The 12,166-nt window shown below is 49.7% G+C and carries 13 protein-coding genes and 1 pseudogene; 6 read left to right on the top strand and 8 right to left on the bottom strand.

Going from position 1 to position 12,166, the window contains the following annotated elements:
- Positions 1 to 125: 125 nt before the first annotated feature.
- From ACYZTK_RS12650 to nadE (ACYZTK_RS12660), 3 genes are all read left to right on the top strand, one after another.
- Complete coding sequence (locus ACYZTK_RS12650; RefSeq protein WP_462014741.1) at positions 126 to 1,025, top strand: LysR family transcriptional regulator; 900 nt, start codon at positions 126 to 128, stop codon at positions 1,023 to 1,025.
- A 183-nt stretch (positions 1,026 to 1,208) separates the two neighbouring features.
- Positions 1,209 to 2,435: a nicotinate phosphoribosyltransferase gene (gene pncB, locus ACYZTK_RS12655; protein WP_462014742.1), complete on the top strand. Its 1,227-nt coding sequence runs from the start codon at positions 1,209 to 1,211 to the stop codon at positions 2,433 to 2,435.
- Between the two features lie 4 nt (positions 2,436 to 2,439).
- Positions 2,440 to 3,267 (top strand): ammonia-dependent NAD(+) synthetase, encoded by an 828-nt coding sequence (gene nadE / locus ACYZTK_RS12660; protein ID WP_462014743.1) that lies wholly within the window; start codon positions 2,440 to 2,442, stop codon positions 3,265 to 3,267.
- A gap of 79 nt (positions 3,268 to 3,346) precedes the next feature.
- On the opposite strand, the gene aepX is transcribed toward nadE (ACYZTK_RS12660), so the two are convergent.
- The 7 genes from aepX to ACYZTK_RS12695 all read right to left on the bottom strand — a co-directional run bounded on the left by aepX (position 3,347) and on the right by ACYZTK_RS12695 (position 9,740).
- The gene (aepX, locus tag ACYZTK_RS12665; RefSeq protein WP_462014744.1) at positions 3,347 to 4,252 is read right to left on the bottom strand and encodes a phosphoenolpyruvate mutase; all 906 of its coding nucleotides are present in this window, start codon (positions 4,250 to 4,252) and stop codon (positions 3,347 to 3,349) included.
- Between the two features lie 33 nt (positions 4,253 to 4,285).
- Positions 4,286 to 5,443 (bottom strand): hypothetical protein, encoded by a 1,158-nt coding sequence (locus ACYZTK_RS12670; RefSeq protein ID WP_462014745.1) that lies wholly within the window; start codon positions 5,441 to 5,443, stop codon positions 4,286 to 4,288.
- Positions 5,440 to 6,243, bottom strand: a complete 804-nt coding sequence (locus ACYZTK_RS12675) for a fumarylacetoacetate hydrolase family protein (RefSeq protein WP_462014746.1) — start codon at positions 6,241 to 6,243, stop codon at positions 5,440 to 5,442. The genes ACYZTK_RS12670 and ACYZTK_RS12675 overlap by 4 nt, the downstream gene beginning before the upstream one ends.
- A 61-nt stretch (positions 6,244 to 6,304) precedes the next feature.
- On the bottom strand, positions 6,305 to 7,207 hold the full coding sequence (locus ACYZTK_RS12680) for an NAD(P)-dependent oxidoreductase (RefSeq protein WP_462014747.1): 903 nt from the start codon (positions 7,205 to 7,207) through the stop codon (positions 6,305 to 6,307).
- Positions 7,208 to 7,237: 30 nt separating this feature from the next.
- Positions 7,238 to 7,807, bottom strand: coding sequence for a hypothetical protein (locus ACYZTK_RS12685; RefSeq protein WP_462014748.1), 570 nt, complete (start codon positions 7,805 to 7,807; stop codon positions 7,238 to 7,240).
- 4 nt (positions 7,808 to 7,811) lie between these two features.
- Positions 7,812 to 8,576, bottom strand: a complete 765-nt coding sequence (locus ACYZTK_RS12690) for a PHP domain-containing protein (protein ID WP_462014749.1) — start codon at positions 8,574 to 8,576, stop codon at positions 7,812 to 7,814.
- 126 nt (positions 8,577 to 8,702) lie between these two features.
- On the bottom strand, positions 8,703 to 9,740 hold the full coding sequence (locus ACYZTK_RS12695) for a homocitrate synthase/isopropylmalate synthase family protein (RefSeq protein WP_462014750.1): 1,038 nt from the start codon (positions 9,738 to 9,740) through the stop codon (positions 8,703 to 8,705).
- Between the two features lie 348 nt (positions 9,741 to 10,088).
- On the opposite strand from ACYZTK_RS12695, the pseudogene nadE (ACYZTK_RS12700) reads away from it, so the two are divergent.
- A pseudogene (gene nadE, locus ACYZTK_RS12700) lies at positions 10,089 to 10,199 on the top strand (ammonia-dependent NAD(+) synthetase); the annotation flags it as partial.
- Between the two features lie 209 nt (positions 10,200 to 10,408).
- On the opposite strand, the gene azu reads toward nadE (ACYZTK_RS12700), so the two are convergent.
- The gene (gene azu, locus ACYZTK_RS12705; RefSeq protein WP_462014751.1) at positions 10,409 to 10,855 is read right to left on the bottom strand and encodes an azurin; all 447 of its coding nucleotides are present in this window, start codon (positions 10,853 to 10,855) and stop codon (positions 10,409 to 10,411) included.
- A gap of 342 nt (positions 10,856 to 11,197) precedes the next feature.
- On the opposite strand from azu, the gene ACYZTK_RS12710 reads away from it, so the two are divergent.
- Both ACYZTK_RS12710 and ACYZTK_RS12715 read left to right on the top strand, forming a co-directional pair.
- Positions 11,198 to 11,785, top strand: coding sequence for an LOG family protein (locus tag ACYZTK_RS12710; protein ID WP_462014752.1), 588 nt, complete (start codon positions 11,198 to 11,200; stop codon positions 11,783 to 11,785).
- Positions 11,786 to 11,853: 68 nt separating this feature from the next.
- Entirely contained in the window at positions 11,854 to 12,042 is a 189-nt protein-coding gene (locus tag ACYZTK_RS12715; RefSeq protein WP_449645022.1) for a hypothetical protein, read from the top strand.
- The last annotated feature ends 124 nt before the right edge of the window (positions 12,043 to 12,166 follow it).

The following is a 12,166-nucleotide window of genomic DNA, read 5'->3' on the forward strand; positions in this document are numbered from 1 at the left end:
CTGATCAGACCCGTAGTTTTAGCTTCCCGGAGGTTACTCAACAAACGACCTTTAAGAGAGATATCATTCCGTTTATTCATGCTGTGCATTGCTGGCAATAAAGAGACAAGAAGAAAGGACCGCCCATGCTGAACAAACGCTACCTGCCGTCGATCACTGCGCTGCAGTGTTTCGAGGCCGTAACCCGGCATTTGAGCTTCACCCGGGCCGCCGAAGAGCTGAACCTGACCCAGAGCGCCGTCAGCAAACAGGTGGCGCAACTCGAGGAATTGCTGCAGCACCTGCTGTTTCGCCGGGTACGTCGCCGCCTGCAAATGACTCCAGCGGGCGATCTCTACCTGGTAGAGGTGAGAAAAATCCTCACCCAGGTCGAGATGTCGACCCATTACCTGCGCTCCTACGGTGGCGAGACCGAAGTCCTGCGCGTCTCGACGCCACCGACCTTTGGCGCCCGCTGGTTGGTGCCGCGCCTGAAGGGCTGGCGCCTGCGTCACCCGTCGATCCACCTGGACCTGTGCAGCGAGCAGGAAGCTGACGACCTGCTGCAAGGCCGCAGCGACCTGGCGTTCTACTTTGGCCAGGGCTCACGTCCCGGCACTGAATGCCTGAAGTTGTTCAGCGAGGAACTGGTGCCGGTGTGTGCTCCCGGCAGTCTTCCGGACACGCCGTTCACCGATCCTACCCAGCTCGCCGATCTGGTGCTGCTGCAAAACGCCTCCCGACCACAGGCCTGGCATGACTGGTTCGACAGCCAGGGTTATCACACCGAGCACAGCTACCACGGGCCGCGTTTCGAAACTTTTTATATGTGCATTCGTGCCGCCCAAGTGGGCTGCGGCGTAGCGCTGCTACCGAAGTTTCTGGTGGAGGAGGAATTGGCTGACGGCAAACTGGTCATACCCTGGCAGCACGCGATGCCCAGCTCCGACGCTTATTACCTGGCGTACCCGGAGCATTCGGCGGACGTGCCGAAGGTGCGCGATTTTGTGAAGTGGATGCTGGAGCAGATTGATCACTCTGCCTGACGACCCTGTAGGAGCTGTCGAGGGAACCGAGGCTGCGATCTTTTGACTTTGTTTTTCGCAAGCAACATCAAAAGATCGCAGCCTCGGTTCCCTCGACAGCTCCTACGGGGAGAATTAGAAATCGCTGGCATTGTCTGCCGTTGATATGCGCCACTACCTGTATTCCAAGTGGAGAACCCCGTTATGAGCGAGAGTGTGTTTGCCGATCGCATCGTGCAGAACCTGCTCGACACCGACTTCTACAAACTGACGATGATGCAGGCGGTGCTGCACAACTACCCGAATGTGGAAGTGGAATGGGAGTTTCGTTGCCGTAACAGTGAAGACCTGCGCCCGTACCTGGCGGAGATCCGCTTCCAGATAGAACGCCTGGCCGAACTGAGCTTGACTGCCGACCAGCTGGGTTTCATGGAGCGCATCAGCTTCATGAAACCCGACTTCCTGCGCTTCCTCGGCCTTTTTCGTTTCAATTTGCGTTACGTGCACACCGGCATCGAGAACGGCGAGCTGTTCATTCGCCTGCGCGGGCCGTGGCTGCATGTGATTCTGTTCGAGGTGCCGCTGCTGTCGATCGTCAGCGAAGTGCGCAACCGCTATCGCTACCGGGAAATCGTCCTGGAGCAGGCGCGCGAGCAGCTTTATCGTAAGTTCGACTGGCTGACGGCCAATGCCGGCAGCGACGAATTGTCCGAGTTGCAGGTAGCCGATTTCGGCACGCGGCGCAGGTTTTCCTACCGGGTGCAGGAAGAAGTGGTGAACGTGCTCAAGCACGATTTTCCCGGGCGTTTCGTCGGTACCAGTAACGTTCACCTGTCCCGTGAGCTGGACATGAAACCCTTGGGCACCATGGCCCACGAATGGATCATGGCGCACCAGCAGCTGGGGCCACGGCTGATCGACAGTCAGATTGCCGCGCTTGATTGTTGGGTTCGCGAGTATCGCGGCCTGCTGGGCATCGCCCTGACCGATTGCATCACCACCGACGCCTTCCTCACTGATTTCGACCTGTATTTCGCCAAGCTCTTCGATGGCCTGCGCCACGACTCTGGGGATCCGATAGTCTGGGCGGAAAAAGCCATTGCCCATTATCACAAGCTGGGCATCGACCCGCTGAGCAAGACCCTGGTGTTCTCCGACAGCCTGACGCTGCCCAAGTCCCTGGAAATATTCCGGGCGTTGCGCGGGCGGATCAATGTCAGCTTCGGTATCGGTACCAACCTGACCTGTGATATTCCGGGGGTTGAACCGATGAGCATCGTGCTTAAAATGACGGCCTGTAACGGTCAGCCCGTGGCGAAGATTTCCGATGAGCCCGGCAAGACCCATTGCAAGGACCCGAATTTCGTCGCCTATTTGCGACACGTTTTCAAAGTACCTGCCGCCCCATCCAGCACATCTAGCAAGGAGTGAATTCATGCAAGCCGTACAGCGTGAGATTGCTGAGCAGCTCAAGGTTCAACCACCGTTCGCCAACGAGGCCGCACTCGAAGCGGAAGTCGCCCGGCGGATCACGTTCATTCAGGATTGCCTGGTCAACTCCGGGCTCAAGGCCATGGTGCTGGGGATCAGCGGCGGCGTCGATTCCCTCACGGCCGGCCTGCTGGCCCAGCGTGCCATGCGCGAATTGCGCACTCGCACCGGTGACGACAGCTACAAATTCGTCGCCGTGCGCCTGCCCTACGAAACCCAATTCGATGAACACGATGCCCAGGCATCGGTGGATTTCATCAACCCGGATGAGCGCCACACCGTGAACATCGGGCCTGCGGTCAAGGCCCTGGCCAACGAAGTCGCAGCGTTCGAAGGCAAACACCCGGCGTCCGTGGATTTTGTGCTCGGCAACACCAAGGCGCGCATGCGCATGGTCGCCCAGTACACCATCGCTGGCGCGGCCCAAGGCCTGGTGATCGGTACCGATCATGCAGCGGAAGCGGTGATGGGGTTTTTCACCAAGTTCGGTGACGGCGCCTGCGACCTCGCGCCATTAAGCGGGCTGGTGAAAAACCAGGTCCGCAACATCGCCCGCAGCTTTGGTGCGCCGGAATCGCTGGTGGAGAAAATTCCGACTGCCGATCTTGAGGATCTGTCTCCGGGCAAGCCGGATGAGGCTTCCCATGGGGTGACCTATGCCGAGATTGATGCGTTTCTGCATGGTGAGCCGGTGCGGGAGGAAGCGTTCCGGATTATCTGTGATACGTACAGGAAGACCCATCACAAGCGCGAGATGCCGTTTGCCCCTTGACCCTAGCGCAACACCAAGAGCTAGCTTCGGAGTTAATAATTAGCACGGTGTGTTTTCAAACCGGGCTAATTATTAACAGCTAACGTGTACCGGGGACGAGATCTAAAATGTCATTTAATGCCAAACAGTGCTTCTCCACTTTAGAGGTACATCCATTTTTCAATATTTCAGTTGCCACATGACGCATAGCAGGATAAGCAGCACGAAGTAAATGATTGGCATAAATTACAACATTAAAACCACTACCTATCAAAGCGTCATAATGGACCCCGTTAAAAGTCGTAGGCACGCAAACCAAAGGAACTCTTTTATGATGATTTCTGAAAATCCGAGCAAATTCTAAAACACTGAACCCCGACTCATCTCGACTATGAATCATTATTCCATCTGCGCCGGCCTCTACATAGGCCAAGGCACGGTGGATAGCATCGTTCATCCCAGCGTCCAACACCAAGCTCTCAATTCGCGGAATCAACAAAAAACTTGAAGTGAACTGACTACTCTTTGCCATTGATATTTTTTTTGAGAAATCAATAGCACTAGCCTGCACCTGGAGAGCACCAGTACCAAGCAACGAATTCTTTTTCAGTCCTGTTTTATCTTCAACAATAAACGCCGAAATGCCTAATTTTTCCGCCGTCCGAACATGGTGACAGAGATGCTCTGGAGCGCCCCCGGTATCAGCATCAAAAATTAGTGGTTTCGTCGTGACTTGAAAAATTTCTGCGATTTTTGAAAAACGCTCGGAAAAACTGACCAATTCAATGTCTGGTTTTCCCAGCAGGGTGGAGTCAGTGAGCGAGCTAGACCAAAAAGCATCAAATTCAGTTCGGACTCCATTTTTTATATTAAATATTTTTTCAACTAGCATTGCAGATAGAGGGCTGTGCACCTCCATAACTCGCAATCCATCCTGGCACGTTAGCAACTTACCTAACGAAGCACCTCGCACTTCTGCAGTTGCATTCCCTAACTCTCTTTTCATAGTCAACACACCTCTATATTGGCAACAGCGCAATCAAATGTTCATTTTACGGAAACCCTGCAAAAATACATGTAGACACGCCAGTGAAATTGCTACAACAACGGACAATAGTAAAAATACCGACCGAATAGAAAAGCCCACGAAAACTGAGACGGCTATCAACACGCAAACTACAAAGATATAAACTCCCGACTGGATACCAAACAGCATTAGCTTATTCAAAGAGTGACGCCCCAAAAACATAAACAACGTAGGTTGCACCAACATATTCGAAATGAAAGCCAGGAAGAAAAGAAGATAAAATACGGAGTACCTTCCGACGAACACTACCCAGAGACAAATACCCAACATCAACAGCTGAAAAAAATAGCCAACTTTCAACCGCGACATCGATGAAATTCTCTGAAAACATCGAAAAACTACCCAACCGACCACCAGCCAAACACACAAAACTATAGCGTATAAGTGCAATATCTCAAGACCAGGATTGATCAAAACCTTCACCATCGGCACAAGCATAATAATTAGAAAAAATACAACATTTGAAATAATAAGAGTCAAACAATTTAAAACTCCAGATTTCAACCCATGATTATTCCTCGCCGGATCCGGATCTTCAATCGCGAGGCGCGCACCACCCACCAAATACACAATTAACGTAAGGGCATACACTGCCGCTGCGAAAATTGCGGCTACGGGCTTCTGGTGGAGAAAAAAAATCGAGAAAACAACGGGCACAATCAAAGGCATGCTAGCTAAACAAAAACTTAAAGCTGAAAAATTTTTATATGCCTCACTACTCCTGCGTGGAGAGGCCAGCATTGCCCGCCCCAAAATAACGGTGCAACCACTTACCCCACCCCACAGAAATCTCAAGAAAAAGTCGAGGCCTTCACCAAAAAAACCATCACCAACGGCCAATGCAGTACAAATAGACAAAGCCACAACTAATAAAAATAGAAAAAACCTTTCCGATACAACGTGTTTATATACCTGACTAATCACCCCTAAAATAAAACATCCGAGCGACAACCCCAACAAGTAAAAAAGTAAAGGGTAATACGCTGTCAGACCTCCAGACTCGTAATGTAGCGCACGGTCAATCCAAACCATCAGACCGGAAGAACCTAAGATATTAGCAGCACTCAACAGAAGGCTAATATATATCGCGACATCCTGCTTAACTCTCATACCATTACTACTCTATTCACGAGAGAGCCGAATACGGATTCTGAGCGCGCGCCTCGACCAGCGTCTAGCTTGTAGAAATCGACCTGCACTACGTCTTTGTCCTGTAAAAAACGCGGCGTGAATGTACTCCTTCCAAGTGACGTACGCATTATTTTTTCTGCTATACAACCATCATTTAAAGAGCCACTTTTAAACGTTGAAACAGCGCCGGAGGTGATGACGGTGCCAGTAGGCAAATCGCGAGTTCTAGCGCAATAGGCTATGAGCTCCGGAAAACTGTACAACATATCAACTGTCGAAAACTCACAAAAACGAACTCCGTTCAGTAAGACGCTCACATCTAACACTGGAAAACCATCATTCCACATAACTTTATTGTCAAGCGGCAAGACACCACAGCTACAAAAACTGGTTAATGGCTTAGATTGGATAAAACCAAATCCCGACGTCTTATCTACGCTTGCAAGACTTCGGTATGTAAAGTCACTACACGCAGTTAACAATTGTATGTACTTATCTGCGTCTACAACAGAAACCCCCATTGGCACAGCATCGATGATAATTGCCAACTCTACTTCGAAGTCGAGATCCAGACCTCTTAAGCATTTCAAATCCTCGCCTGGACCCAAAAAAAAATCACTTGCTCCCTGATATACTTTTATCGAGTTATTTCTAGTTCCTAAAAAATCAGCCAATCGCCCTTTTTTATCTGGAAAAACGCTGCCATACAATATTTGTGGCGCACCTCTTATTATCGGTTTGCCGACATTAAACTCCCATTGCTTATTGATATTCGACATTTAGAAAATCTCCGCTATAAAAAGCGCACATTTTAAGACCGCTTCTCAACTCGCTTCTAACTCAGATAACAACGTTTCGCTCAGCCCTTCCAGAGCGATTAGCCAGATAAGCAAAGCATTCAGTCTGATCCAGGGATGACGTACTAGAATCTAACGTGCCCTGATAAACCTCAAGTGCTCCTTCATATAAAATACTTTCTATATTTAGATCGCGAAAGAGGACGTGCGCGAGTTCTAAATCTTTGATTCGAATTTCTAATGGAACCGAAACATACATTTCAGAGTTCATGTACCTCCCAAGTAACAATTCAAGATAGACTGACCGCCCCCGGCCTAACCCCAACGACCTCCCTATAACTTCTTTCGAGATTCCAAAAGCTTGCGCCAGTAACAATGCTTCAGAGGCAACGATTAAATTTATGGCTTCACAATAGTTATTTACGACTTTCATTGCTTGAGCATCTTGATTTGAGCTCATCATCGAGTATTTTTTTAGCAGTAATCTTACAAGGGAGTCAAACTCTGACACCAAGCACTTCGGCTTCTTGCCAACGTAACCTACTAACTCACCAGAAAGCACGCCCTCCACTCCACCAGAAACAGGTAGTTCAACATAATCTACGCCTAACTCCGTAAAAAACGCCTCCAGCCTAGCGGACGCCTTGGGACCGATTGTGCTCATATTAACCACTAATATCCTTCGTAGCTTTAGTGCACTCCTCACATTTAAATTGGAGAATACTTCGAGAATGCTAAATTCGTCGCATAAGCACAAAAACCATATCTTTCTTTCAAGGATAATTTCTTTGGCCAAATCATCGATCGGCCTGGCTCCTATCGCTATCAGAGGAACAAGTTTTTCCTTAGTACGATTATAAGCAGCTACGTTGACTCCACACTCTATAAATCGGCTAATTAAAGCCGCGCCCAAGACACCTGCTCCTACCACCGAAACGTCTATCATAGTTTTACCTTTCTATTCACTACCATGATATCAAGGCAGTTTGTAGTTGAAAGCGAGTATTTCAGAACCGTCTTCGAGCGCGATAAAACTGTGCGGCACATTTGGACTTACATAAACAGAATCTCCTGCGACTAGCACTTCACTGAAGCAGCTCACACTATGACTGCCACCCCAATCGACTCTAACAACCCCCTTTAGCACGAGGACTACCTCTTTTGACACATGCCCCGCATTAAGAACGATATCTTCTGCACCGTTACAATGAAGGCTAACTTTCAAAGCCATCAGTTCGGGAGCTGTATTCGAAGTTGCTAAATGTTGATACGTGTAGTATTTCTTTCCTCCCCTGCTACTCGTCTTACAAAAACCTTCGTTAACTCTCGAAATCTTTACGCCGTTCTCTAGATCGCTATCAACACCTTGAAGAAGGTCACACATGGGTATGATCAGCACACTGGAAAGCTCTTTCAGCTTTTCAGTTGTATCAATCTCAACATATTCAGCAGACTCAATATTAACCGTTCTCAAAACCTCTTCAGCCGACATTTTTCTGGACTCAGCCAGTTCTTGTATTCTTTCAAGCCGAATTCTTATAGTCATAGATCTATCTCTCCACTAGGTATCCAGTTTTTTGGGCAGTGTAAAGTTTTGCTATCGATACCATCGCATCAGCGGTCGCATTTAAACGTGCTATTGTTTTATTGTTTAACAGCGAATGCTTTAAGCCTGAAATATTTAATGAGTACTCAGAACCGCCATCCACAGCACCACATTCCACAAAAGTCAACCCTGCACCTAGTTGTACCCAATTGTGCGCATCGCTTCCACACAACTTCCCCTTGGAGTATCTATCCGCAAGCGCTAGATAATCATCCGAGCAGCATGAATGTTTGCCGGGCACTTCTATTGCATCCAACCGATCTACAACCTGGTCAAAATCCTTCCACCATTTACCCTCTATCAAAACATGATGAGCCACAGCCACATAGTCGTTAGAACCTGCCTCTAGAACATCCAAAAGAATTTCAGCAGAATATGTTCCCTTCCGCGAGTCCAGGCTCATTATTGTATTTAAACCAGTATGCACCCCCATATCACCACCTCCGGCCAATGATACTTCTGCCCCGGGACTAATAACAATTCCAGACTTTAAGCGCAGCATCCCGCTTGATTCATAATCACCTCCAAGTCTGTTCTCAATAAAAATCTCTCGATATAACTCTTCAAATCCCTCAGCGTCTATGTGCTCTGTAATGCACAACAGATCAATTCCCTTTATTTTTGCCACATTAAATGTATGATTGATCTCACTCCAGTCTGGCCTAGAAACTTTAGAAGCTAACAAGTGAACATGTGTATCTAACAACATAATTGCGTCCTCTCGCCTACATGGCGAATTATCCGCTCAAGATAAAGACCCACCAACCGACAATGCGACTTCCATTAACTCAGCCTCATTTAAGGCTTTCTCAATTTTCATGGATTTTGCGCGCACTTACCGCAAACACTCGATCAGCTCAAATTCTGTGAGTTTAATTCCCAGCGCGTTTAGAGCATGATCAACACTGGCACGCCCTGAATGTTTGCCAATTACGATACGACGAGTACCGCCTATCAGCTCTGGGAGAAATGGCTCAAAGCTTTTTACATTTTTCAGAATGCCTGCAGCATGAATACCTGATTCGTGGGCAAAGACGTTGTCCCCGACGATTGGTTGCCATGGGTAACATTCCACATGAGTAGCTCGCGCAACAATCCGGCTTAGCTCTATTAATTTCGTCTCGTCAACACCTAGGTTTATATTATATAAAATCTTCAACGCCAATACGCATTGCGCTAGATCCGGCATGCCCGCTCGCTCGCCGATCCCATTTACTGTCGCGTGAAAAAAAGTCGCTCCAGCCTGAATACCCGCCAAAGTATTTGCGGTCGCGAGGCCAAAATCATTATGAGCGTGGCATTGCACTGCTATACCGGAAGCGCGTTTAATTCGACTAACAATATTTCCATAACGGTCCGGTGTTAATATTCCGACTGTATCGGAGAGACGTATTCTATCCGCGCCAGCTTCTGCTACATGGGCGGCGTACTCATCTACAAAGCCCAACTCTGATCGCCCTACGTCTTCGGCGCTGATCGACACGAAAACGCCATGGTCTTTAGCTAGCTTTATCAGATCTGAGGATGTCTTCAGTAGCCAACTTCTATCCTTTTTTAAGTTTTCACCCAAATGAAGATTTGATGTTGGCAGGCCTATATGGACGGCTTCAAAGCCTAGTTGCAACGACTGATTTACATCTTCAGCCACCCCTCGATTCCATGCGACTAATACCGCTTCATCCTTACGTTCTAGCAATACTTCTAAGGCGCCTAATTCGTCACCTCCCATTGCGGGAATTCCGACCTCTACCCATTTTATTCCTGCTTCGATTAAAGCAGATAATATGGCGATTTTTCGTCTCTTTGAGAATGCCACGCCGGGCGATTGTTCTCCATCACGGAGTGTTGTGTCTTCCAGAATGATGTTTTCCATTACTCAACCTCTTGATTATCGCCACCAATCCACTCTATGGAATACTGACAAACTCCAAGTAGACATTGTTGGCTAACACAGGCAGTGACTTGGCTTGATCGAAGACTAACAGCGCGTGACAAAAAAACAACTTTGAAACCATTTAAAACATTAAAAAAACATGTAGGAAAAGTCTCTTTATACAAACGAATCTTCCTACATATAACTAACTTATTGATTCTGTACAAATTGCTAAAGCAAACGATTTGCGCACGGGACTGGTTCTCGCCGCCAAATAGCTCGCGTTACTGTCGGCCCGTGCTGAGTCGCACTGGGCGTTGAACCGAACACACGTCGCCCCGACCTATGGAGATTGATGAATTCCTGCATGGTGAGCCGGTGCGGGAGGAAGCGTTCAGGATTATTTGTGATACGTACAGGAAGACCCATCACAAGCGTGAGATGCCGTTTGCACCTTGAATGCGGTGGCGGCTGAACCGACGCCATCGCGGGCAAGCCTTGCTCCCACAGATTTTGTTGTGTGCTCAGGCGATGGGCACGACGCCAAGCTCTGTGAGAGCAAGGCTCTGTGGGAGCAAGGCTTGCCCGCGATGAACGATTACGCGGTCTGAAAGCCAGGCACAAAAAAAGCGTCCGCAATGGACGCTTTTTTGATCAAGCCGATTCGCTTACTTCAGCGCAATCGTGCCCTTCATCATCGAGATGTGCCCCGGGAACGAGCAGAAGAAGCCGTATTTCTCATCCGCCTTCAGCTTCGACACATCGAAGGTCACTGAATCAGTTTCCTTGGCGCCGATGATCTTGGTGTGGGCGATGATGCGTTCGTCGCCGTCTTTCAGGTAGTTCTTGTCGATACCGGCAGCCAGGCCGTCGGTAGCGATTGGCTGCATGTCAGCTTCTTTGCTCAGCACCCAGTTATGGCCCATGACGTTCTTCGGCAAGCTGCCGGAGTGGGTCAGCTCGACGGTGAAGGTTTTGCAGCTCTTGTCGATTTCGATGGCCTTGGTGTTGAAGGTCATCTGGTCGGTGGAGTCGATGGTGGTCTTGCACTCGGCAGCCATCAGTTGGCTGCTGGCCAGTGTCAGCAGGGATACCGCAACAAGTTTGGCAAACATGGTGAATCTCCAAGGCAGGGTTAATAAATGTCCGAATGGACAGAAGACTGCCTGAAAACATCGCAAGTTCCTATGACCTGAATCAAAAATTGTATACAACTTTCGGGCTATGACACCGATGGAAACAATCTACCAGCCAGATTTCTGGCCCGGCCCTATCATCTGTTCATCATCATTCACCTGGAGTCTCGTCATGACCCTCAATAGCCTGTTGTGCAGCTTGCTCGCCGCCTATGCCTGTGGCGCCAGCGGCAGTTACGAAACCCCTGCCCGGGATCTTTAAATCTTGGATCGTTAACGCCGTGCCTTTACCCTGTGGTCATCCTGACCTCGGAGCAAAGCATGTCATTAACATCCGTATGTGTATTTTGCGGCGCCAGCACCGGCACCAACCCGGCTTATCGTGAAGCGGCTATCGCCCTCGGGCGTGCCCTGGCCGAACGCAAGCTGACCCTGGTCTATGGCGGTGGCGCCGTAGGGTTAATGGGGATTGTCGCGGACGCGGCCCTGGCAGCCGGTGGCGAAGTCATCGGCATCATCCCGCAAAGCCTCAAGGACAAAGAGATCGGCCACAGCGGCCTGACTCGCCTGGAAGTGGTTGATGGCATGCATGCGCGCAAGGCGCGGATGGCCGAACTGAGCGACGCCTTTATCGCACTGCCGGGCGGCCTTGGTACGCTTGAAGAGCTGTTCGAAGTCTGGACCTGGGGTCAGCTGGGTTACCACGGAAAACCCCTCGGTTTGCTCGAAGTGAACGGTTTCTACAGCAAATTGACCGGTTTTCTTGATCATATCGTCGGCGAAGGCTTCGTTCGCGAGGCGCACCGTGACATGCTGCAAACGAGCGAATCGCCGCAAATCCTGCTCGATGCCCTGGATGCCTGGCAACCGGTGGTCACGCCAAAATGGGCCGAGCAAAAACCCAGCTAACGGCTCGGCACCGATACAGGGCAGAATATGCGCCGCTCAACCTCACCTTCGACCCAAGAGGATCGCCCATGGCTAAACCTAATTATTCCTTCGCCAAACGTCAGAGAGACTTGGCCAAGGAGCAGAAGAAAGAGGAAAAGCTTCAGCGCAAGAAAGCTACAGCTGAAGAAGAAGCAGCAGCACTGAACCCGGATGCCGAAGGCGAAGTGGCTGCAGATGAAACCGAAGCACCGAAAGATCAGGCACCCGACGCCTGAGACCCTCAGGGCCGGATGATCTGATCAGGCCCACCGGATCTGTGTCCAGGGTTGGCAGCAGTGCTGCTGACCCTCACCGGGCCCTCTGAATTCCCCCTATCTAAAGAACGCACACAGCCCCCTG

This window comes from Pseudomonas sp. LB3P31 (genome assembly GCF_054897945.1).

Excerpts from the sequence above, each read along its gene's own strand:
- ACYZTK_RS12710 (WP_462014752.1), top strand. The coding sequence starts at position 11,198 with ATGTCATTAACATCCGTATGTGTATTTTGCGGCGCCAGCACCGGCACC.
- ACYZTK_RS12670 (WP_462014745.1), bottom strand. The coding sequence starts at position 5,443 with ATGAGAGTTAAGCAGGATGTCGCGATATATATTAGCCTTCTGTTGAGT.
- ACYZTK_RS12680 (WP_462014747.1), bottom strand. The coding sequence starts at position 7,207 with ATGATAGACGTTTCGGTGGTAGGAGCAGGTGTCTTGGGCGCGGCTTTA.
- ACYZTK_RS12695 (WP_462014750.1), bottom strand. The coding sequence starts at position 9,740 with ATGGAAAACATCATTCTGGAAGACACAACACTCCGTGATGGAGAACAA.
- ACYZTK_RS12685 (WP_462014748.1), bottom strand. The coding sequence starts at position 7,807 with ATGACTATAAGAATTCGGCTTGAAAGAATACAAGAACTGGCTGAGTCC.
- aepX (WP_462014744.1), bottom strand. The coding sequence starts at position 4,252 with ATGAAAAGAGAGTTAGGGAATGCAACTGCAGAAGTGCGAGGTGCTTCG.
- ACYZTK_RS12675 (WP_462014746.1), bottom strand. The coding sequence starts at position 6,243 with ATGTCGAATATCAATAAGCAATGGGAGTTTAATGTCGGCAAACCGATA.
- ACYZTK_RS12715 (WP_449645022.1), top strand. The coding sequence starts at position 11,854 with ATGGCTAAACCTAATTATTCCTTCGCCAAACGTCAGAGAGACTTGGCC.
- azu (WP_462014751.1), bottom strand. The coding sequence starts at position 10,855 with ATGTTTGCCAAACTTGTTGCGGTATCCCTGCTGACACTGGCCAGCAGC.
- nadE (WP_462014743.1), top strand. The coding sequence starts at position 2,440 with ATGCAAGCCGTACAGCGTGAGATTGCTGAGCAGCTCAAGGTTCAACCA.
- ACYZTK_RS12690 (WP_462014749.1), bottom strand. The coding sequence starts at position 8,576 with ATGTTGTTAGATACACATGTTCACTTGTTAGCTTCTAAAGTTTCTAGG.
- pncB (WP_462014742.1), top strand. The coding sequence starts at position 1,209 with ATGAGCGAGAGTGTGTTTGCCGATCGCATCGTGCAGAACCTGCTCGAC.
- ACYZTK_RS12650 (WP_462014741.1), top strand. The coding sequence starts at position 126 with ATGCTGAACAAACGCTACCTGCCGTCGATCACTGCGCTGCAGTGTTTC.